This window comes from uncultured Planococcus sp., from assembly GCF_947501725.1.
GTDB lineage: Bacteria > Bacillota > Bacilli > Bacillales_A > Planococcaceae > Planococcus > Planococcus donghaensis_C.
On the sequence record NZ_CANMXD010000001.1, the window covers coordinates 294,067 to 313,107 of the forward strand.

The following is a 19,041-nucleotide window of genomic DNA, read 5'->3' on the forward strand; positions in this document are numbered from 1 at the left end:
TTTCCAGATATAGGATATACAGTCCGGATGATGCGATATACAGTCCAAACGGCGGGAAATACTGTCCAAACTTCTCAAATACTGTCCAAATCAACCAAAATACTGTCCGCAGGCATTTCTTGCGCCTCAAAGTAAATCGCAGCGAACATTTTTGCCGTCACCAGCATGGCGGTTTCATTGAAATCGAAGTTTTCGTGGTGATGTGGGTAAACGGCGGCATCATCTGCCATTTTCGCCCCGACAAAAAAGTAGGCACCCGGTTTTTCCTGCGTAAAATAAGTGAAATCCTCGACCGGCATGACCGGATCGATTTCCACGACATGTTCTTCGCCCAACAAGCCCCGGCCCGCATTACGGACTACATCAGCTTCTGCCGGATGGTTCCACAGCGCATCATAACCATTTTCGATGATCACTTCAGCAGTAGCGCCCATCGCGATGGCGACATTCTCCACAATTGTCCGCAGACGCTGGCTGGCCAGCTTGCGCAGCTCAGGATCGAAGACGCGGATGGTGCCTTCCAGCACGGCTTTGCCCGGAATGACGTTATCGGCATCACCTGCATGGAATTTGCCGATGGAGACGACCAACTCCTTCAGCGGGTCGGCGCTGCGGCTGACGATGGATTGCAATGCCACCATGATGTGGCTCGCTGCCAGAATCGGATCGATCCCGTTATGTGGTTCTGCACCGTGGCTTCCTGAGCCGTGGACGATAATTTTGACCGTATCCTCGGATGCCTGCAGAAAGCCATCGCGCAAATAAATACGGTCACTGTCCATTTTACTTTGCAGATGGGCGCCGTAGACGGCATCCACGCCATCCAGGCAGCCATCTGCAATCATGGCGCGTGCACCGCCAGGCGACAATTCTTCGCCGAATTGATGGATCAGCACAATCGTGCCCGGAATCTCTTCCCGAATGGTCATCATCGCTTTAGCGAAGCCGAGTAAAGCAGCAGTGTGTCCATCGTGTCCACAAGCATGCATGACGCCGGGAACAGTGGATTTATAAGGGACATCTTTTTGATCATCGATCGGCAGGGCATCGAAATCTGCACGAAATGCAATCGTTTTGCCAGGCTTGCCGCCGCGGATTGTCCCGACGACTCCGCGACCGCCAACTTTCCGACGAACCTCAACGCCCAATTCTTCCAGACGGTCCGCAATAAAAGCAGGAGTCGCAATCTCTTGATGCGACAGTTCGGGATGCATATGCAGGCGCCTTCTTGTTTCCACCATTTCATCGTAAAGTGAATCAATTTGCTCAGCTAGTGTCATACATGTAAACTCCTTTGGATATAAAATAAAATACCAATCATGCCTTAATTTCACTATAGTAGTAAGTATACAATAAGTTAAAATCATTGGAGGCACTCAAATGAAAATCACAAAAGCAACTTTGCATGCAGTCAGATTTCCTCTCAACGAACCATTCATCATCTCTTATGCGACTTATCCGGATATGCCGGCATTGATTGTGGTACTGGAAACAGACACCGGCCTTGTCGGATACGGAGAAGCAGTTCCGGATGAACATGTGACAGGAGAGTATTTCACTGCCGCGTTTGAACTATTGAAAGAGCTGTTCCTCCCGGCGATCATCGGAATGAACCCGTTCGATATTGAAACTATCCATTCGAACCTGAATGCGTTGATGGCCCGCAATCCAGCGGCTAAAGCCGCTGTGGATATCGCCTGCTATGATTTGATGGGCAAAGCGTCCGGACAGCCAGTCTATAACCTGATTGGCGGGCAGGCAACTGCTCATTTAGATTATCCGAAAGTGCTCAGCATCGAAGCGCCTGAAATCATGGCGGAAAAAGCGAAGAAAGCCGTTGAAATGGGCTATGCTTCCCTAAAGCTGAAAGTAGGGAAAGGGCAGGCGCAGGAAGATGTCGACCGGATTTTGGCCGTTCGCGAAGCAGTCGGCAAAGACATGCCGATCCGAGTCGATGTCAATCAAGGATGGAAGTCGCCAGGCATTGCTGTAGCGGCAATCAAACAACTTGAAGGGGCCAACATTGCCTGGATCGAGCAGCCGATCCGCATGGGCGACATCCGGGGACTCGCTGAAATCCGTTCGAAGACCGCCGTGCCGATCATGGCCGACGAAAGCATTCAATCGATGGAAGACCTTTTGGAAATCATCCGGCTGCAGGCGGCGGATGTCATCAACATCAAATTGATGAAATGTGCGGGGATTTTCCATGCTGCACAAATGGCAAAGACTGCTGAAGCAGCGGGTATGCTGTGCCAAATCGGTTCCATGGTGGAATCATCCATCGGTTCAGCCGCAGGCTATCACGTTGCGATGTCACGCATCAATATCGAAAGCACCGAATTGACGGGACCGTTACTGTTCAGTGAAGAAATCGGCGACTTGACCTATCAGCACCCGAATGTCTTATTATCCGGTAAGCCAGGTCTGGGTGTGGAAGTGGATCAGGCGCAATTGGAGAAATTGACGGTTAAATCATGCATCATCGAAAAGTGACCGCAAAAAAACTCGCAATCTCAAAAGAGAGGCGAGTTTTTCTGTTTCATTCAGTTTAGGCTTTTCTTAAATAGTATCGGCTTTCTGTATCAAACTCAGGAAACGTTTTGTCCGTTCTTCTGTCGGATGGTTGAAGATGTCTTCGGGTTTGCCGCGTTCGACGATGCGTCCCTCGTCCATGAATAGCACTTCGTCAGCGACGCCTTTGGCAAAACGCATTTCGTGTGTCACCACGACCATCGTCATGCCTTCAGCAGCAAGGTCTTTCATGACCTGCAGCACTTCACCGACCAATTCGGGATCGAGCGCAGACGTCGGTTCGTCGAACAGCATGACTTTCGGTTCGAGTGCCAGCGCCCGTGCGATGCCGACGCGCTGTTGTTGGCCGCCGCTCAGCTGGAACGGATAGTCATTGATCTTTTCGCCGAGCCCGACTTTCGTCAGCAGCTGTTCGGCTTTTTTGCGGGCGAGCTTCTTGTCCTGTTTTTGGACCGTGACCGGGCCTTCCATGACATTTTCAAGAGCTGTCATGTGAGGGAACAGGTTGTAATGCTGAAAGACCATAGCCGATTGCTTGCGAAAAGCCATGATCTGCTTTTTCGACAAAGGCTTGGAGAAGTCGACGGTTTGTTCGTCGATCGTTACGGAACCGGAAGTCGGTGTCTCCAACGTATTGAGGCAGCGCAGGAATGTCGTTTTCCCGGAACCGGAGGGCCCGATGACCACGATGGCCTGGCCTTTTTGGACGTCTGCATCAATGCCTTTCAATACTTCAAGATCGCCGAACTTTTTATGCAAATTTTTGATTGAAATCATCTGGAACTCCTTACTGCAATAAGTGAACTGCTTTTATTATCTGGAAACGTACCGGTCAAAGCGGTGTTCGAGTCTTCCTTGAACCAGAGACAAGGCAAAGCAGATGACCCAGTAAAGCAATGCCGCCTGCCCGTAAAGCAGCAGGAACTCGTAATTGGTCGCAGCGATTTGCTGGGCGACTCTGAACATCTCGGTAACCAGAATGAGCGATGCCAGCGATGTATCTTTAATCAGACTAATGAATGTATTCGACAAGGGAGGCAAAGAAACGCGTGATGCCTGCGGTAAAATGACGCGTCGCAGGGATTGTGTGTAAGACATGCCGATGGTATCGGCTGCCTCCCATTGACCTTTTGGAATCGACAAGATGGCTGCCCGGATCACTTCGGAAGCATAAGCTCCGACGTTCAAGGAGAAACCGATCACTGCCGCTGGGAATGGATCAATCGTGATACCGAGTGTCGGCAATCCGTAAAACAGGATGAACAATTGGACCAGCAGAGGTGTACCCCGAATGATGGAAACATAGACGCGGGCAATGATCTGGAAAATTTTAACTGTAGAAATTCGCGCCAAAGCTGTCAAAATCGCCAGTACCAATCCGAAAATAAAGGAAATGATCGATAGAGGCAAGGTGAATTGAAGCGTTGCCTCGATTAATGGAAGGAATGAGGATTGCGCAATGTCCACAAGCCGTTCCATTCTGACAGGATCGGAGAAAATACTATTCAAGTACATTTTCACCAAACCATTTTTCTGAAATTTCATCGTAGGTGCCGTCTTCGATCATATCGGCCAATGCCTGGTTGACTTCATCGACGATTGCGCCGCTGTCCTGTCTGAACAATAATCCACTTTGAGCAGCATCTTCAGACTCATCGACAACTTTCACCTGTGCATCCGGACGCTGTTTCAGGAAATCCAAAACGGTCAAATTATCATTGACAGTCGCATCAACACGGCCCGAATTCAATAATTCGATTGCTTGGTTAAATCCTTCGACGCCTTCAAGTTCTGCGCCGAATGAAGTTGCGGTTTCAGCATAATTGCTGGTCAGTGACTGCGCAGACAATTTGCCTTCCAAGTCTTCAAAGCTCTGGATATCGGTGTTGTCTTCTGCAACCACCAATACGGCAGTAGATGTGATGTATGGGTCTGAAAACTCATAGCTTTCCTGACGTTCCGGGTTGATCCCGACTTGGTTCGCTACCATATCAAAACGGCCGGCATCCAATCCTGCAAACATGGCATCCCATTGTGTTTCAAGGAATTCAGCTTCAACGCCAAGACGATCTGCCACTTCACGAGCTATTTCCACATCAAATCCAGTCAAGTCACCCGAAGCATCATGGAAAGTGAAAGGAGGGTAGGTTCCTTCCGTTCCGATAACCAATGTTCCTTCTTCCTGGACCTTAGCCAATAGATCTTGCTCTGAGCTTTCGTCTCCTACTGCATCATCTGTCGTGGGATCTTCTTCCGGCGATCCCCCGCATGCAGCTAAAACCAACATTGCCACCAACAATAAAAACGCTAAACTAAATTTCTTCATAAACTCTCCTCTATTCTTTTTTATTTTTTGGATTTCCTTACCGAATGCCGCATCCTTATTTTAAACCTACTGTAAATATAATTCATAAAGACATAATAACCAACCGGATTAGTAGGTTTAAAGTTTAAAAAAAGGAAAATTGATGCGAAATCTACAAGTAATCCTAAAGCTGATTTATTATAGCACGCCTATCCTACAGTCTCAAATGAAGCGAACGCAAAAAGGCAGATTTTCTGAAGCTCGATGATTCAGCGGTTATGCACTGATAGAGAATGTTTTGCCAGTTAAAAATCAATTGACGGTAAACTTTTTTTAGAAATCATTTGTGTTTTTAAAGAGAACACATTATAATAACTAAATATTAAAGGTTAAATTAACAAGGTTTACAAGCTGATTTTTGTGTTTTTACACAGGACAAATGTTTTGGAGAAAAGGAGTGTTGAAAATGGAACGAATTATGATTACAGGTGCTTTAGGACAGATTGGGTCGGAGCTTGTCGGGAAAATGCGCAGCATCTATGGCAATGACAATGTATTGGCGACTGATATCCGCCAAACTGCCGATCAATCCGGTCCTTTTGAAATTTTGGATGTGACAGACGCACAGAGAATGCACGATTTGGCAAAGGATTTTGGAGCGGATACAATGGTCCACATGGCGGCTTTGCTGTCAGCGACTGCTGAAGAAAAACCGCTGCTTGCCTGGAACCTGAACATGGGCGGCCTTGTAAATGCGCTCGAAGCATCTCGTGAGCTTGGCATGCAATTTTTTACACCCAGTTCCATTGGCGCATTCGGTCCATCAACACCTAAAAAGAACACACCCCAGGACACATTGCAGCGTCCGACCACCATGTATGGGGTCAACAAAGTAGCCGGTGAATTGCTATGTGACTACTACTATACAAAATTCGGCGTTGATACACGCGGCGTACGTTTCCCTGGGCTGGTTTCAAACGTTGCACAGCCGGGCGGAGGCACGACCGATTACGCTGTCGACATCTATTACAAAGCAATTGAGCAAGGCAGTTACACCTCTTATATTGCAGAAGGCACTTACATGGACATGATGTATATGCCGGATGCACTGCAGGCCATCGTCGACTTGATGGAAGCAGACCCCGCCAAATTGATTCACCGCAATGCTTTCAACGTGACGGCGATGAGCTTTGAGCCGGAACAGATTGCAGCATCGATCCGCAAGCATATTCCGGACTTCAAGATGTCCTATGCTGTTGACCCGGCAAGACAGGAAATTGCAGACAGCTGGCCGGGTAATATTGATGCATCGGCAGCGAAATCAGAATGGGGCTTTAAAGCTTCCTACGATCTGGACGCGATGACTTTCGATATGCTGGAAAAATTAAAAAAAAAGCTTCAACCCGCTTGAGTGAATCCCATTAGATGAATAATACGAAACGCCATCCGCATGCCGCGGATGGCGTTCATACTGTAGAAGATTATCCAAAATGTATAGCGGTGCATTATCCCAAAGGTCCGGCCACTTCGCTTTCTGCGGTCTCAACTTCAGTCTTCTCGTGATTGCGTGACTGCAGGGCCTTCAGCTTTCATCGCTGCGCTGCTCCCATAGAAATCTTCGTGGTTAGAACGATCGGGGACATGTGGCTTAAATGAGAGAAAGTAGCCAGCTAGTCGGTTCTAAGATAAAAGACTTCCAATAAATCTAGTAAATCCGTCTCTCAGGAATCCGGAGCGCAAGGCGGTGACTCCAGCGGGATTACGGCGCAAGCCCGCAGGAAAGCGTCCAACTGGAGCGCAGGATCCGGAAAAAAGAAGATGAAGTGCGGATTCATTCTTTAAAAGACATAAATATTCTCTTATCTGCAATAAAAACGCCATCCGCATGCCGCGGATGGCGTTTTGTGATTTGATTAGAATAAAAGATGTGCTACGCCTACAACAATCGGCAAAGCGATGATTGTGCGGAGCAGGAAGATGATGATCAGGTCAAGAATATTGACAGGAATCTTGGAACCGAGCAGCAATCCACCCACTTCGGACATATAGATCAATTGGGTAACGGACATGGTAGCGACGACAAATCGTGTCATTTCAGATTCGATGTCTGCTCCAAGAATAGCCGGCAGGAACATATCGGCAAAACCGACGACCATCAATTGTGCAGCTTCTGCTGCTTCCGGAACGCCGAGCAATCGTAAGTACGGTTCAAATGGCGTACCCAGAATCGTAAATACAGGCGTATATTCAGCCAAAATCAATGCGACCGTACCGAAAGCCATAACAACCGGCGCGACCCCAATCCACATATCCAACACGTTTTTGAAGCCGTCTCGGAAAAATTTACTGATAGAGCGATTATCATCGGCTTTCGTCAAGGCATTTTCAATGCCGTGGGAAGCGACGTTATAACCTTCTGGAACATCCTCAGATTGAGATTCCTGTGGCGAACCGTCCATGAACGTAGTCGGTTTTTTTGAAAGCGGATAAATGCGCGGCATGATGAGCGCCAAGATGATACCCGCAAGAATGACAGTAGCGTAGTAAGGCAGGAAGTAGCTGCCAAGACCAATCTCCTGAATGACCACAATCGCAAATGTGATGGAAACGACCGAGAAGGTGGTTCCGATGATTGCGGCTTCACGTTGCGTGTATTTATTTGCTTCATATTGTTTGCTTGTCAGTAGAACCCCTATGGTGCCATCTCCGACCCATGAAGCCAAGGCGTCAATGGAAGAACGGCCAGGCAACCGGAAAAGCGGACGCATGATTTTCACCATCATGGTTCCGAAAAACTCAAGCAAGCCAAAGTTCATCAAGAGCGGAAGGAATAATCCGGCAAAGAGGAAAATGGTGAAAAGGAATGACAGTAAACCGTCTCCAGCCAGAAGAAGTCCTCCGGTATTTTCGTTCCAGATCGGTTCAGGACCAACTTGGAAAAGCACCATAATTGCAAATGCAGCTCCCAGGATGCGGACGATGGTCCAGAAGAGATTGACATTGAAAAGCTTATCGATAAATGAAACGGATTCTTTCTCATTGACTTTCTTTGTGATGAAAAACAATGAACCTAAAGCGGCCACGATTAAAATGACCATCATTATCCACGGTACAATGGATTCAATAGATCCGGCCAACAAGTTGGCAAGCACAGCAATTGTTACCATCCAGCCATCTTCGGTTGGAATCGGTATTAAAAACAGCAGGATTCCAAGTAAAGAAGGAATCAAGAACAATAACCAAGTTGAAGCAGAAAACTTTTTCACAACTAATTCCCCTTTTCTGAGTGTATGAATACACATGATACTAACTGATTATACAGCGTTTTTCCCCATGAAAACGCTTAACAGCCAATGTTTATATTATCTGAAAATGTCCATAAAAAATACCCCCCAACAGAGAAAAAGTTGAGGGGTGTATTTTTAAAAGGATTTTTCAAAATCCTCGTGCCAACGATAATTGTAGAAACGTTCTTTCGTCAGCCAGTTTTCTGTCTCTTTATCGCCCTGTTGAAGTTTATGTTCCATCTCTTCAAGCATCCAGGCGGTTTGAGAGATATGGGCTTTCATGGAATTCATCTTTTGGTCGCGGACTTCCTGGATATTGTAGATGACATCGGGTTGGCCGAGCATCTCCACTGTATTGTTCGCAAACGCGACGCAATGCAATGTCGGACGATCCTTCATCCGGCGAACGGCACGCACAACGGCACGGGCAGTCGCTTCATGGTCCGGATGGACAGCGAAATCAGGATAGAAGGTGATGATCTTCGAAGGGTTCAGCTCTTCGATCAGATCCGTCATCAAACCGACCATCTTCTCGTCATCTTCGAATTCAATGGTTTTATCGCGCAGCCCCATCATCCGAAGGTCGGTCAATCCCATTGCATCAGCAGAAGCCTGAAGCTCCTTTTTGCGGATGATCGGCAATGATTCTCTTGTGGCAAATGGCGGGTTGCCCAAGTTGCGGCCCATTTCGCCAAGTGTCAGACACGCGTATGTAACCGGGGTGCCTTGCTGAATATGTGTAGTGATCGTTCCGGACACTCCGAATGCTTCATCATCCGGGTGAGGGAAGACGACCAGGACATGTCGTTCTTGTGGAATTGTCATCGTAAGTTCCTCCCTTAATAACTGAACGGTGTTTCGCTGATTTGCAGCGCGACCGCCAATTTTCCAGAGCCGTCGTGTCCTGCAAGGAGCAAGCGGCCTTGTTCGTCCAATTCATAATGTGTAATGCCTTGTGCGTAGACCCAGCCATGCGGCAATTTCAGTCCGACACGATGGGGGCTGTCCCCAACCACTTTTCCGAGTTCGTAATTGATGACGACGTTTCGGATAAATGCGCCAGCGTTGAAAAAGCCTTCATTGAAATGGGTGGCATACGAGCCGTTTGTCGTTTCCAAATGAAGGTAGACATCTCTACCTGCAAAAGCATCCAGTTCAACTTGCAATTTTTTTACTTCGACTAGTTCCATGATGTTCCTCCTATTGAATCGGTATTCTTTCAGTATAGGGAAATGTGCGGGATATTGCGATTAGGATGCTTTGCAGGGTCAGGATTATACTGAAATTCTTCCGACCGCACCTCGAATGCTGTTAAGCGCACCTCATGCTGCAATAACCGCACCTCCCAGGCCGAAAACCGCACCTCATTCGACAATAACCGCACCTCACGACACGAAAACCGCACCTCAGTCCGGCAGCAATAAAATCCGGTCACAAAAAAGCGTACCGAAGAAAAAATCGGCACGCTTTGATTATTGCTTACAATTCGGTTACTTCAACTTCAGGTTTTGTGAATTTCGAAGCGGCACCATGCATGACAGGGCCGACGTATTCATTCAGCTTCCAGCCGTGCTGGATCGCTGTTGCGACAAAAATTTTGGCGTTGAGGACTGCGTCTTTAACCGATTGGCCGTTTGCCAGGTTCGCCGTAATCGCCGCTGCGAATGTGCAGCCTGCGCCGTGGTTGTATGTGGTATCCGTTTTTTCGGATGTCAGCAAATAATGTGTTTTGCCATCGAACAGCAAATCTGCCGCCTTTTCGTGCTTCAATTGCTTGCCGCCTTTGATGACAACAAACTCAGCACCGTGCGCGTGGATCTTTTCAGCAGCTGTCTGCATGTCTTCCACTGTTTGCAAAGTGCCTTCGCCTGATAATTGGCCAGCTTCCACCAGGTTCGGCGTAACGACTTTAGCGTTCGGCAGTAAATACTTGATCATAGCGTCAACGTTTTCAGGAAATAAAACTTCGTCTTCGCCTTTGCACGCCATTACCGGATCGATGACCACGTCTGTGATGCCAGAATCAGCAATCGCTTTTCCAGCCATTTCGATAATGTCGACAGTCGGCAGCATGCCGGTCTTCAAGGCGTCAACGCCTGTAGAGAACGCTGTTTTCAACTGGGCGTCGAGCGTATCCAGTGCAATCGGATGGATGCCGTGGCTCCAACCATTTTCAGGATCCATGGTGACGATGACAGTCAATGCATTCATGCCGTATGTTCCATGTTCCTGGAAGGTTTTAAGGTCTGCTTGTATGCCTGCTCCGCCGGAAGTGTCAGAACCGGCGATGGTTAAGGTTTTTTTGAGTGTCATGCGTAAATCTCCTTTTAAGTGGATTATGTCATTGCTCTCATTTTAACAAAAATTCGAACATTTACAACGGATTGCGCTTATTCGGTACTAGCAGAAGAGCTGCCGTAGCAAGGCAGATAAGCAAGAATATGGTGGTGAAAATCCCCATTAACGCAAAGCCGCTTTTGAAAAGACCAATCGTAATAAGTAATGTTAGAATGGAAACAGCTACTATTATCAGGCCAAGACAGCCCAATCCGGCCCGCTTTGCGCCTTCTGGAGCAGTCGTGCCTTTAGTTTTTGAAACACTGGTTATTTTTTCGCGCCAATCGGCCATGCTGATCGCTCCTTTAGATAAGCGTAACATGAAGCAGAGATGAATAGAATATAAGAAAGTAGGGGTTTTATTGGCGAAAGATCCGAAATTGACGGAAATTGAACGGTTATTGGCAGAAATGAAAGAGCAGGGAACTACGAAAGAATCGGGTTTTTGGAAAAGCACCAAATTGATGATGAGTGTCTGGCGCAATACGTTTCTGGTACTGATTGCGGTTTTGCTGCTGCTGCTCGTCGCTCTTCCATTGGGCACTTTTTGGATGATCAAAGGCAGCACAGCGACTGAAAGCAAAGGTGCATTTCTGGAACAGATCCAGGAATTGAACGAGCTGTCCACAGCGGAAGCTTTTTCGAAAGTCATCATTGAACGCGAAGACAATGCAGTATTCGGGCAGGAAATCGGCTTGGACCTGCCGGGGACGAAACGCCAACTGCTGGTCGTCATACCGGGATCGGTCCGCGCCGGCATTGATTTCTCCAAAGTATCGGAAGACGATATCATTTTAGACGAAGAGGCCCAGACGGCAACATTGACGTTGCCGCCGGCAGAGTTTCTGGGAGGGCCGGAACTGTTTATGGATCAGGTGGAGGTTTATTCGTATGAAGGGCTGTTCCGCAGCGGAACGGACTTTTCTGAGGCCTATGAACTGGCTGAAGAAGCCAAGAACCTGATGTTGGAAGAGACTGAGGGACAGGGCGTGCTGCAGACAGCAGAAGACAATGCAGCGCGTTCGGTCCAGGAGATGTTCGGCCTGGTCGATTATGATGTCACAGTAGAATTCGAGGAGTGATGAATATGGGCAAACAGATTTTCAAAAACGATTGGCAGGACGTCGTGGGTGAAGAATTTGATAAACCGTATTATTTGGAGCTGCGCGAGTTTTTAAAAGAAGAATATGCCAATAAAACAATCTATCCCGCAAAAGAAAATATTTGGTCAGCTTTCGAACATACAGCATACCAGGATGTCAAAGTCGTCATTTTGGGGCAGGATCCGTATCATGGGCCAAATCAGGCGCATGGCCTGAGTTTTTCAGTACAGCCGGGAGTGCCGCATCCGCCGAGCCTGCGAAATATGTTCAAGGAATTGAAGGAAGATATCGGCTGCGACAAGCCGAAAGACGGGACTTTGACGGAATGGGCCGACCAGGGCGTCCTGATGATGAACACTGTCCTGACAGTCAGAGCTGGAGAAGCGAACTCGCATCGCAATAAAGGCTGGGAAACGTTTACGGATGAAGTGATCCGCAAATTGTCCGAGCGCGAGGAGCCGATTATTTTTGTGTTGTGGGGAAAACCTGCCCAAACGAAGAAGCGGCTCATCGACCTCGGGAAGCATGATGTTCTTGAAGCGCCACATCCGAGTCCGCTCAGTGCGAGCCGTGGATTTTTCGGCAGCCGGCCGTATTCAAAAGTGAACAGTCTGTTACAAAGCCGCGGCCAAGCTCCCATCGATTTCTGTTTGGACTGACCTGCAGGAGAGCGGCGTGGTAAACTGGAAGTAATCCAAAAAAGGAGAGGGGGCAGTAACATGGCCATCGATACCATGCGTATTTTAAATGAAATCGACAAGCACACGATGCGTGCGCGAAGCGGCGATCCTGCAAAGGTGCGTGAATCTGTCGCGGCAATCCGTGCATTATGTGATTTGCTGCTGGAGGACGATCAACCGGCTGTCACCAAGGAAACACCGCGCGCGGTGCCGCTTGCTTCCCCTCAGCCGCAGACGGTATCTGCCGTCAATAAGCTGAAAGAAGAAGACGCGAACGGCGATTCGTTGTTTGAATTTTAAAGGGAAAGAGGAAATGGAATATGAAGTTTTTCTTGATTGCCGGAGCGGTTAACGCTCTTCTGTCTGTCGCATTTGGCGCGTTTGGCGCACATCTGCTGGAAGGGCGCGTTGCGGACAAATATTTGGATACATGGCAGACGGCCGTGCAATATCAGATGTTCCATGCAGTAGGCTTGATGGTCATCGCGATCCTCATGAGCTCATCGCTGCTCGGTCCACTCGGATCATTGAACTGGGCCGGCTATTTGATGCTTGCTGGAATCGTCATTTTTTCAGGGAGCTTATATGTCCTGAGTTTAACAGGCATCAGCATTCTCGGTGCCATCACGCCGATCGGCGGCGTTGCATTTATCGCCGCCTGGGTAATGGTCATCATTGCTGCAGTAAAAGCATTGTAAGAATAGGAAAAGGGCAATCCGTTTTATGCGGATTGCTCTTTTTTGTGGCTGCGGACAGTAAATGTAGTTGTTTGGACAGTATTTTCAGAGTTTGGACAGTATTTGAGGCGTAATGGACTGTATATCGCTCAAGCCGGACTGTATATCCAATTAACTGGGAAAATGGCGCATGAAACTGCCGCTGATTCCGTGCCGAGGTGCGGTTTAGGACGTTTGAGGTGCGGAAATGGGTCGTCGAGGTGCGGTTACACCCGTTTGAGGTGCGGAAATCACTCCTCGAGGTGCGGTCGTAGCCAATCGAGGTGCGGTCCTATACAAATCAAATAAAAAAGCCGCCCAAAAGGCGGCTTTCAGCATGCATCCATTAAACTTCCAAAAATTTAACGGTTCTTTCGGCATCCAGTCTTGTACCGACATAGAATGAACCGAATTCTGCGTAACGCGCGCTGACTTCGTCAAAACGCATCTCGTAGATCAGTTTCTTGAATTGAAGAACGTCGTCTGCGAACAAAGTAACGCCCCATTCGTAGTCGTCAAAGCCGACAGATCCAGAGATGATCTGTTTAACTTTGCCGGCGTAGCTGCGGCCGATCTTGCCGTGTGACAGCATCAATTCTTTGCGTGTGTCCATTGGAAGCATGTACCAGTTGTCGTCGCCGTCGCGGCGTTTGTCCATCGGGTAGAAGCAGATGTACTGTGAACGCTGAAGCTCTGGGTACAGGCGCGCACGGACATGTGCATTCTGGTAAGGATCTTCGTCGGATTTTCCAGCCAAGTAGTTGGAAAGCTCGACCACTGAAACGTATGAATAGGTAGGGACTGTATAAGCGATCAATGTCAGCTTATTGTATTCCGTTTCAAGTTCATTCAATTCGTCCATTGTTTCACGCAGCATCATCAGCATCAAGTCAGCTTTTTGGCCAACAATTGAATACAATGCGTGTGCTCCGGTTTTATTTTCATCGGCTTGGTTGATTTTGTCCATAAATGCCTGGAATTCGTCGATCGCGAATTGGCGCTCTTCTTCCGTCAGCATTTTCCATGATACCCAATCCATCGAACGGAAATCGTGGAGGACGTACCAGCCGTCTAATGTAATCGCTGCTTCATTCATTACTCAAACACTCCTTTTAATGTAAATCTCTCACCACTCAGTTTATCACAACGCCTCAACAACTTCCTTTAAAACTAATGGCTGTCACCAATTTGACATGACGCGCACGGGTTTTCAGCAACAGCCGAAAAGGGTAAACTGGAGACAAGCAATTGCAGAAAGAGGAGAAGGAAGCATGCCGTTATTTTTTGAAGAAACAGCCTGGCGTTTTTGGGACCAGTCCCTTAGCGCCAAAAACCGCTCTGCACTCGAGTCGTTTGCAGCGGACGATACGCTATGTGAATTGGTTGGCTCGGGAAAAAGCGCCCCGACCGTCCGCACCTGGGTGCACGACGATACGGTAGTATTAGGCATCCAGGATCACCGGTTGCCGCACATCGATGAAGGGATGGACGCTTTGAGAGCACATGGCTATACACCGATTGTCCGCAATTCAGGCGGGCTCGCTGTTGTGCTGGACGCCGGTGTCCTGAACATTTCGCTGGTGCTGTCGGAAAAGGACAACGCCATCGACATTCCGGCAGGGTACGAATTGATGCTCGATTTGGTGCGTGAGCTGTTTCCAGAAGCCACAATCGATGCCTACGAAATCGTCGGCTCGTATTGTCCGGGGTCCTATGACCTGAGCATTGGCGGCCGGAAGTTCGCCGGCATCTCGCAGCGGCGGATCCGCCGCGGAATTGCCGTACAAGTTTACCTGTGCGTTGAAGGCAGCGGTTCGGAACGCGCAGAAGTCATCCGCGATTTTTACGAAGCGGGACTGCAGGGAGAAGAGACGAAATTCACTTATCCGGAAATAAAACCAGAAACGATGGCATCGCTCAGTGAGCTGCTGGAAAGAAACATTACCGTCCAGGAAGTTGTGTTGGATCTCCATGCTTTGATGGGCGAACCGGCACCGATGCCCCTGCAGCAGGATGAGACGGAGCTGTACGGATTTTATTTGAAACGGGTGGTCGAGCGCAATAGCAAAATGCTGGAATGCCCTCTTGAATAGAAGAGCGGCGCTGGTGTAGAATAGCTGGTACATGAAAAATCTGGAGGTGCGCAAGTGAGCTACGCAACGCAAAAATTAGCTGAGGAAAAAGTCTTCAAAGATCCGGTTCACCGGTATATCCACGTGCGCGACCAAGTGATTTGGGATCTGATCAATTCGCGTGAAGTTCAGCGTTTGCGCAGGATCAAGCAATTGGGCACCTCGTATTTAGTATTCCACGGCGCGGAACACAGCCGTTTCAACCACTCGCTGGGCGTTTACGAAATTGTCCGCCGGATTTCGGATGATATTTTCCACGGCCGTCCGGAATGGGATGAAAGCGAACGGCTGGTGGTTTTATGCGCGGCGCTTCTCCACGACTTGGGGCATGGCCCATTTTCGCATTCATTTGAAAAAGTCTTTTCTGTTGACCATGAGGAATTCACGCGGGAAATCCTGCTGGGGGATACCGAGGTCAATGAAATCCTATTGAAGGTGTCCGCAGAATTTCCCAAGAAAGTCGCGGAAGTCATTGCCAAAACGTATTCGAATAAACAAGTCGTTTCATTGATATCCAGCCAGATCGATGCGGACCGTATGGATTATCTCCAGCGGGATGCGTATTATACAGGGGTTTCCTACGGACATTTTGATATGGAACGGATTCTCCGCGTCATGCGCCCGCTGGATGACCAGGTTGTCATCAAATCGAGCGGCATGCACGCTGTTGAAGATTACATCATGAGCCGGTACCAGATGTACTGGCAGGTCTATTTCCATCCGGTTGCCCGCAGTGCAGAAGTGATTTTGCGTAAGATTCTGCAGCGTGCGAAGGAATTGAGCGAAAGCGGCTATAAATTCGAGCAGCCGCCGACGCATTTTTTGGCATTTTTCGACCGGAGCTTTACGCTGAAAGAATATTTGGCGCTCGATGAAGGCGTATTGATGACCTATTTTCAGTTGTGGATGACTGAACGCGATCCGATTCTATCCGACCTGTGCGACCGCTTCGTCAACCGGCGCCTATTCCAGTACGTCGATTTCGATCCCGGCAAGGACTATAAGAAGCTTGGTGAGTTGGCTCAGCTGTTCCATTCTGCTGGCATTGACCCGGAATATTATTTGATAGATGACTCCACATCCGACTTGCCCTACGATTTCTATCGTCCGGGAGAGGAAGAAGAGCGCCTGCCGATCCATTTGCTGATGCCGAATGGCGACATCAAGGAATTATCGCGCTTGTCCCAGATTGTGGACGCCATTTCAGGCAAGCGCAGAACCGATTATAAATTGTATTTTCCAGCTGAGCTATTGATCGACGGCAAGAAAACAGCCATCAAGCAGCAGATTTTGGAAATGCTTCGAGAAGGAGGGCTCTAGTTGCTCCAGGAACATGCAAAAATTGTGGACTTTATTGCCACAGCGGAAGGTGTCACCGGCCGCAAGAAACTACAGAAAATGATCTACATAATGAAAAAGATGGACCTGCCGTTTCAGGAAAAATACGAGTTTCATATTTATGGGCCGTACTCGGAAGAATTGACTGCCCGTGTACACGAATTATGCGATATGGGTTTTTTGACGGAAGCGTTGGAGGACAAAGGCTCGTACGTTCAATATAAATACACCGTTACAGAAGAAGGCATGGAATTCCGTAAAGTGTTGGGCAAATCCGTTTTGGATAACCCATCGACTGCGGAAAAACTGAATGCCAGAAGCGGACGATTCCTGGAGTTGACCGCGACTCTCCTGTATTTCGATAATTTGAATCGTCAGGAACAGATCGACAAGCTGCATGTCGTCAAAGGGAAATTGAACTTTACGGCAGAGGAAATCGATGAAGCATTCGCTTTTATTGAAGGATTACGCTCTTAAGGGAATTGGAAATGAAAAAAGCTCCCGTTATGGGAGCTTTTGAGTAATAGAGGTTGACTTTCATTTGGTGTCCAGCTGAAACGGCCATTTCCGCTCCTCTTACTGATCGCTGAACAGTTTGCCTTTTGTGCCGTAATCGGTTTTTTTCATGTCCTCGATAAAGACGGTGACATTTTCGATCGGTGCGCCTGTTGTTTCAGAAACAGCTTCGGATACCTTCTCGACTAGTGCGCGTTTTTGGTCTTCTGTGCGGCCTTCGAGCATTTTTACAGTTACGTATGGCATAATGGATACAGCTCCTTTTCTTGAGAATACTATCATCATAGCAGAACGGAGGATTCAGACAATGGCGAATGAAGAAAAACCAAAACAAAAAGTAGGCTTCACCATCATAAAGAACGATCCGACGGACGGCCATAAAGGCTACGGCATCGGTTCCTTGTCACTGGAAAACGTTTCTCCATTATTCATTGATGTGGAAGAGCAGGAAGCCTTTATTGATATCGGTGCCATGCACGCCCGCAGTGAAGTGGAGCGCGGCATCAAGTTCACCACCAACCCGGAAGATTCTGCTGGCGGCAAAGATTATTGGCTCGTGTGGATCACTATCGATTACAATCCGGAGGGTCCTTATTACGCGGGAGTTGCAGCGTGCGAAATGGTCGTCAACCGTGAGAAGCGGCGTGGCTATAAGATTCTGGCTGATCATGTCAATCGCATGGACAAGTCGATGAAGCGTAAAATCCTTGTTGAACAAATGGATGAACCATCGAAGAAAGTGCTGGCCGATTACTTGGAGAGCCATAACCCGGAAATGTGGCAGCGCAGCTCAGAACAGCTTCACCAGGACCTTGGCCGAAAGTAAAGAACACGGCTTGGCCAATAAATGGCGAGAATGTCAAAGCAAAATATCTATTAAAAATGCAGTTTTTTGAACAGAATGTGACATTTCTATTTGCTTCCATTGGATGGTTGAAGTTGTCTATAAAAGGCAGTACACTAGAAATACAGCTTTTCAATAGAAAGCTAGGACACCTGGTAGCGAGCAAGTGCCATGAGCCATTGAGATTAAAACCCAAGCCCAATGCCTCATGTCTCTTTCTCTGCACCATCAGGCTTTAAAAAGGTTTTCTGTGAAGGGAAAAACATTCCCTGTACAGGAAACCTTTTTATTTGGAGTGTAGCGCCACTTTCAACGGGTAAAGAGGAGTATAAAAAAATATTGCACTTTCACCGAAAACACTTATACTTTTTTAAGGTGGATTTGATTCAGATTGAAAAGGAGTTTGATTATAGATGGCAGGATTTTGGTATACAGAAAAACAGACAGAGAATTTCGGGATTACAATGAAAATCAACAAGACGCTTCATACGGAGCAAACGGAATTTCAATACCTTGAAATGGCGGAAACAGCGGAATGGGGCAATATGCTGTTCTTGGATGGCATGGTCATGACCTCTGAAAAAGACGAATTCGTTTACCATGAAATGGTGGCACATGTGCCATTGTTCACGCACCCGAACCCGGAAAATGTATTGGTTGTAGGTGGCGGTGATGGCGGTGTCATCCGCGAGATCCTGAAGCACCCGTCTGTCAAGAAAGCGACGCTTGTCGACATTGACGGAAAAGTGATCGAGTACTCGAAAAAATTCCTGCCAAGCATTGCGTCCGGCCTGGAAGATTCACGCGTAGAAGTGATTGTCGGCGACGGTTTCATGCACATCGCGGAATCCGAAAATGAATTCGATGTCATCATGGTTGATTCAACTGAACCGGTCGGACCGGCAGTGAACCTATTCTCGAAAGGCTTCTATGCAGGCATTTCGAAAGCTTTGAAAGAAGACGGCATCTTTGTGGCCCAATCCGACAACCCGTGGTTCAAAGCGGATCTGATCAAGCAGGTACAAAGCGATGTGAAGGAAATTTTCCCGATCACCAAGCTGTACTTGGCGAATATCCCGACTTATCCAAGCGGTCTGTGGGCATTCACGATCGGTTCGAAGAAATACAACCCGCTGGAAGTTCCAGCTGAGCGTTTCCATGAAATCGACACGAAATACTATACGCCTGAGCTGCATAACGCCGCTTTCGTGTTGCCTAAATTCGTAAAAGATCTGACAGGAGAGTAAA

22 protein-coding genes are annotated in these 19,041 nt (G+C 48.0%); 11 read left to right on the forward strand and 11 right to left on the reverse strand.

Annotation, left to right across the window (positions count from 1 at the left end; all coding sequences use genetic code 11):
- Positions 1-74: 74 nt before the first annotated feature.
- Positions 75-1,280, reverse strand: coding sequence for an amidohydrolase (locus Q0785_RS01470; RefSeq protein WP_298824193.1), 1,206 nt, complete (start codon positions 1,278-1,280; stop codon positions 75-77).
- Between the two features lie 100 nt (positions 1,281-1,380).
- On the opposite strand from Q0785_RS01470, the gene Q0785_RS01475 reads away from it, so the two are divergent.
- Positions 1,381-2,496 (forward strand): mandelate racemase/muconate lactonizing enzyme family protein, encoded by a 1,116-nt coding sequence (locus Q0785_RS01475; RefSeq protein WP_298824195.1) that lies wholly within the window; start codon positions 1,381-1,383, stop codon positions 2,494-2,496.
- 66 nt (positions 2,497-2,562) lie between these two features.
- Here the strand turns inward: Q0785_RS01475 and Q0785_RS01480 are convergent, their stop codons facing one another.
- The 3 genes from Q0785_RS01480 to Q0785_RS01490 are packed head-to-tail and all read right to left on the reverse strand — an operon-like array spanning position 2,563 to position 4,861.
- Positions 2,563-3,312: an amino acid ABC transporter ATP-binding protein gene (locus Q0785_RS01480; RefSeq protein WP_298824200.1), complete on the reverse strand. Its 750-nt coding sequence runs from the start codon at positions 3,310-3,312 to the stop codon at positions 2,563-2,565.
- A gap of 36 nt (positions 3,313-3,348) precedes the next feature.
- Entirely contained in the window at positions 3,349-4,050 is a 702-nt protein-coding gene (locus Q0785_RS01485) for an amino acid ABC transporter permease (protein WP_203339677.1), read from the reverse strand.
- A complete protein-coding gene (locus Q0785_RS01490; protein WP_223640080.1) occupies positions 4,037-4,861 on the reverse strand; it encodes an amino acid ABC transporter substrate-binding protein in 825 nt (274 codons plus the stop codon). Before Q0785_RS01490 ends, Q0785_RS01485 begins: the two co-directional genes overlap by 14 nt.
- A 445-nt stretch (positions 4,862-5,306) precedes the next feature.
- Here Q0785_RS01490 and Q0785_RS01495 point away from each other — a divergent pair, with 445 nt between their 5' ends.
- A complete protein-coding gene (locus Q0785_RS01495) occupies positions 5,307-6,251 on the forward strand; it encodes an L-threonine 3-dehydrogenase (protein ID WP_298824207.1) in 945 nt (314 codons plus the stop codon).
- A 502-nt stretch (positions 6,252-6,753) separates the two neighbouring features.
- Here Q0785_RS01495 and Q0785_RS01500 read toward each other — a convergent pair.
- From Q0785_RS01500 to Q0785_RS01520, 5 genes are all read right to left on the reverse strand, one after another.
- The gene (locus Q0785_RS01500) at positions 6,754-8,106 is read right to left on the reverse strand and encodes a YjiH family protein (protein WP_298824211.1); all 1,353 of its coding nucleotides are present in this window, start codon (positions 8,104-8,106) and stop codon (positions 6,754-6,756) included.
- Between the two features lie 156 nt (positions 8,107-8,262).
- Positions 8,263-8,952, reverse strand: a complete 690-nt coding sequence (gene bshB2, locus Q0785_RS01505) for a bacillithiol biosynthesis deacetylase BshB2 (protein ID WP_298824213.1) — start codon at positions 8,950-8,952, stop codon at positions 8,263-8,265.
- A gap of 14 nt (positions 8,953-8,966) precedes the next feature.
- Positions 8,967-9,317, reverse strand: a complete 351-nt coding sequence (locus Q0785_RS01510) for a YojF family protein (protein ID WP_223640104.1) — start codon at positions 9,315-9,317, stop codon at positions 8,967-8,969.
- 289 nt (positions 9,318-9,606) lie between these two features.
- Positions 9,607-10,440, reverse strand: coding sequence for a pyridoxine/pyridoxal/pyridoxamine kinase (gene pdxK / locus Q0785_RS01515; RefSeq protein WP_298824220.1), 834 nt, complete (start codon positions 10,438-10,440; stop codon positions 9,607-9,609).
- Between the two features lie 61 nt (positions 10,441-10,501).
- Positions 10,502-10,756, reverse strand: coding sequence for a hypothetical protein (locus tag Q0785_RS01520; RefSeq protein ID WP_298824223.1), 255 nt, complete (start codon positions 10,754-10,756; stop codon positions 10,502-10,504).
- A gap of 70 nt (positions 10,757-10,826) precedes the next feature.
- Here Q0785_RS01520 and Q0785_RS01525 point away from each other — a divergent pair, with 70 nt between their 5' ends.
- The 4 genes from Q0785_RS01525 to Q0785_RS01540 are packed head-to-tail and all read left to right on the forward strand — an operon-like array spanning position 10,827 to position 12,945.
- Entirely contained in the window at positions 10,827-11,546 is a 720-nt protein-coding gene (locus Q0785_RS01525; RefSeq protein WP_298824225.1) for a DUF4230 domain-containing protein, read from the forward strand.
- Between the two features lie 5 nt (positions 11,547-11,551).
- Positions 11,552-12,226, forward strand: a complete 675-nt coding sequence (locus tag Q0785_RS01530; RefSeq protein ID WP_298824227.1) for a uracil-DNA glycosylase — start codon at positions 11,552-11,554, stop codon at positions 12,224-12,226.
- A gap of 60 nt (positions 12,227-12,286) precedes the next feature.
- Entirely contained in the window at positions 12,287-12,547 is a 261-nt protein-coding gene (locus Q0785_RS01535) for a YwdI family protein (RefSeq protein ID WP_298824230.1), read from the forward strand.
- 20 nt (positions 12,548-12,567) lie between these two features.
- Positions 12,568-12,945, forward strand: a complete 378-nt coding sequence (locus Q0785_RS01540; RefSeq protein ID WP_223640135.1) for a DUF423 domain-containing protein — start codon at positions 12,568-12,570, stop codon at positions 12,943-12,945.
- A gap of 364 nt (positions 12,946-13,309) precedes the next feature.
- Here the strand turns inward: Q0785_RS01540 and hemQ are convergent, their stop codons facing one another.
- Entirely contained in the window at positions 13,310-14,059 is a 750-nt protein-coding gene (gene hemQ / locus Q0785_RS01545) for a hydrogen peroxide-dependent heme synthase (RefSeq protein WP_298824241.1), read from the reverse strand.
- Positions 14,060-14,234: 175 nt separating this feature from the next.
- On the opposite strand from hemQ, the gene Q0785_RS01550 reads away from it, so the two are divergent.
- Genes Q0785_RS01550 through Q0785_RS01560 form a run of 3 tightly spaced genes read left to right on the forward strand, consistent with a single transcriptional unit; the run spans position 14,235 to position 16,910 of the window.
- Positions 14,235-15,056, forward strand: coding sequence for a lipoate--protein ligase family protein (locus tag Q0785_RS01550; RefSeq protein WP_298824244.1), 822 nt, complete (start codon positions 14,235-14,237; stop codon positions 15,054-15,056).
- A 54-nt stretch (positions 15,057-15,110) separates the two neighbouring features.
- Positions 15,111-16,415 (forward strand): HD domain-containing protein, encoded by a 1,305-nt coding sequence (locus Q0785_RS01555; RefSeq protein ID WP_223640144.1) that lies wholly within the window; start codon positions 15,111-15,113, stop codon positions 16,413-16,415.
- Complete coding sequence (locus tag Q0785_RS01560) at positions 16,416-16,910, forward strand: YwgA family protein (protein WP_298824249.1); 495 nt, start codon at positions 16,416-16,418, stop codon at positions 16,908-16,910.
- A gap of 99 nt (positions 16,911-17,009) precedes the next feature.
- On the opposite strand, the gene Q0785_RS01565 is transcribed toward Q0785_RS01560, so the two are convergent.
- A complete protein-coding gene (locus Q0785_RS01565) occupies positions 17,010-17,195 on the reverse strand; it encodes a 2-hydroxymuconate tautomerase (protein ID WP_038704761.1) in 186 nt (61 codons plus the stop codon).
- Between the two features lie 61 nt (positions 17,196-17,256).
- Here Q0785_RS01565 and Q0785_RS01570 point away from each other — a divergent pair, with 61 nt between their 5' ends.
- Complete coding sequence (locus Q0785_RS01570) at positions 17,257-17,775, forward strand: YwhD family protein (RefSeq protein ID WP_298824284.1); 519 nt, start codon at positions 17,257-17,259, stop codon at positions 17,773-17,775.
- A 431-nt stretch (positions 17,776-18,206) separates the two neighbouring features.
- Positions 18,207-19,040 (forward strand): spermidine synthase, encoded by an 834-nt coding sequence (speE, locus tag Q0785_RS01575; RefSeq protein WP_223640153.1) that lies wholly within the window; start codon positions 18,207-18,209, stop codon positions 19,038-19,040.
- Position 19,041: the final 1 nt, after the last annotated feature.

Bases quoted from the DNA above. Each gene is read 5' to 3' on its own strand.
- Q0785_RS01470 (WP_298824193.1), bottom strand. From the start codon at position 1,280: ATGACACTAGCTGAGCAAATTGATTCACTTTACGATGAAATGGTGGAA.
- Q0785_RS01475 (WP_298824195.1), top strand. From the start codon at position 1,381: ATGAAAATCACAAAAGCAACTTTGCATGCAGTCAGATTTCCTCTCAAC.
- Q0785_RS01480 (WP_298824200.1), bottom strand. From the start codon at position 3,312: ATGATTTCAATCAAAAATTTGCATAAAAAGTTCGGCGATCTTGAAGTA.
- Q0785_RS01485 (WP_203339677.1), bottom strand. From the start codon at position 4,050: ATGTACTTGAATAGTATTTTCTCCGATCCTGTCAGAATGGAACGGCTT.
- Q0785_RS01490 (WP_223640080.1), bottom strand. From the start codon at position 4,861: ATGAAGAAATTTAGTTTAGCGTTTTTATTGTTGGTGGCAATGTTGGTT.
- Q0785_RS01495 (WP_298824207.1), top strand. From the start codon at position 5,307: ATGGAACGAATTATGATTACAGGTGCTTTAGGACAGATTGGGTCGGAG.
- bshB2 (WP_298824213.1), bottom strand. From the start codon at position 8,952: ATGACAATTCCACAAGAACGACATGTCCTGGTCGTCTTCCCTCACCCG.
- Q0785_RS01510 (WP_223640104.1), bottom strand. From the start codon at position 9,317: ATGGAACTAGTCGAAGTAAAAAAATTGCAAGTTGAACTGGATGCTTTT.
- pdxK (WP_298824220.1), bottom strand. From the start codon at position 10,440: ATGACACTCAAAAAAACCTTAACCATCGCCGGTTCTGACACTTCCGGC.
- Q0785_RS01520 (WP_298824223.1), bottom strand. From the start codon at position 10,756: ATGGCCGATTGGCGCGAAAAAATAACCAGTGTTTCAAAAACTAAAGGC.
- Q0785_RS01530 (WP_298824227.1), top strand. From the start codon at position 11,552: ATGGGCAAACAGATTTTCAAAAACGATTGGCAGGACGTCGTGGGTGAA.
- Q0785_RS01535 (WP_298824230.1), top strand. From the start codon at position 12,287: ATGGCCATCGATACCATGCGTATTTTAAATGAAATCGACAAGCACACG.
- Q0785_RS01540 (WP_223640135.1), top strand. From the start codon at position 12,568: ATGAAGTTTTTCTTGATTGCCGGAGCGGTTAACGCTCTTCTGTCTGTC.
- hemQ (WP_298824241.1), bottom strand. From the start codon at position 14,059: ATGAATGAAGCAGCGATTACATTAGACGGCTGGTACGTCCTCCACGAT.
- Q0785_RS01550 (WP_298824244.1), top strand. From the start codon at position 14,235: ATGCCGTTATTTTTTGAAGAAACAGCCTGGCGTTTTTGGGACCAGTCC.
- Q0785_RS01565 (WP_038704761.1), bottom strand. From the start codon at position 17,195: ATGCCATACGTAACTGTAAAAATGCTCGAAGGCCGCACAGAAGACCAA.
- Q0785_RS01570 (WP_298824284.1), top strand. From the start codon at position 17,257: ATGGCGAATGAAGAAAAACCAAAACAAAAAGTAGGCTTCACCATCATA.
- speE (WP_223640153.1), top strand. From the start codon at position 18,207: ATGGCAGGATTTTGGTATACAGAAAAACAGACAGAGAATTTCGGGATT.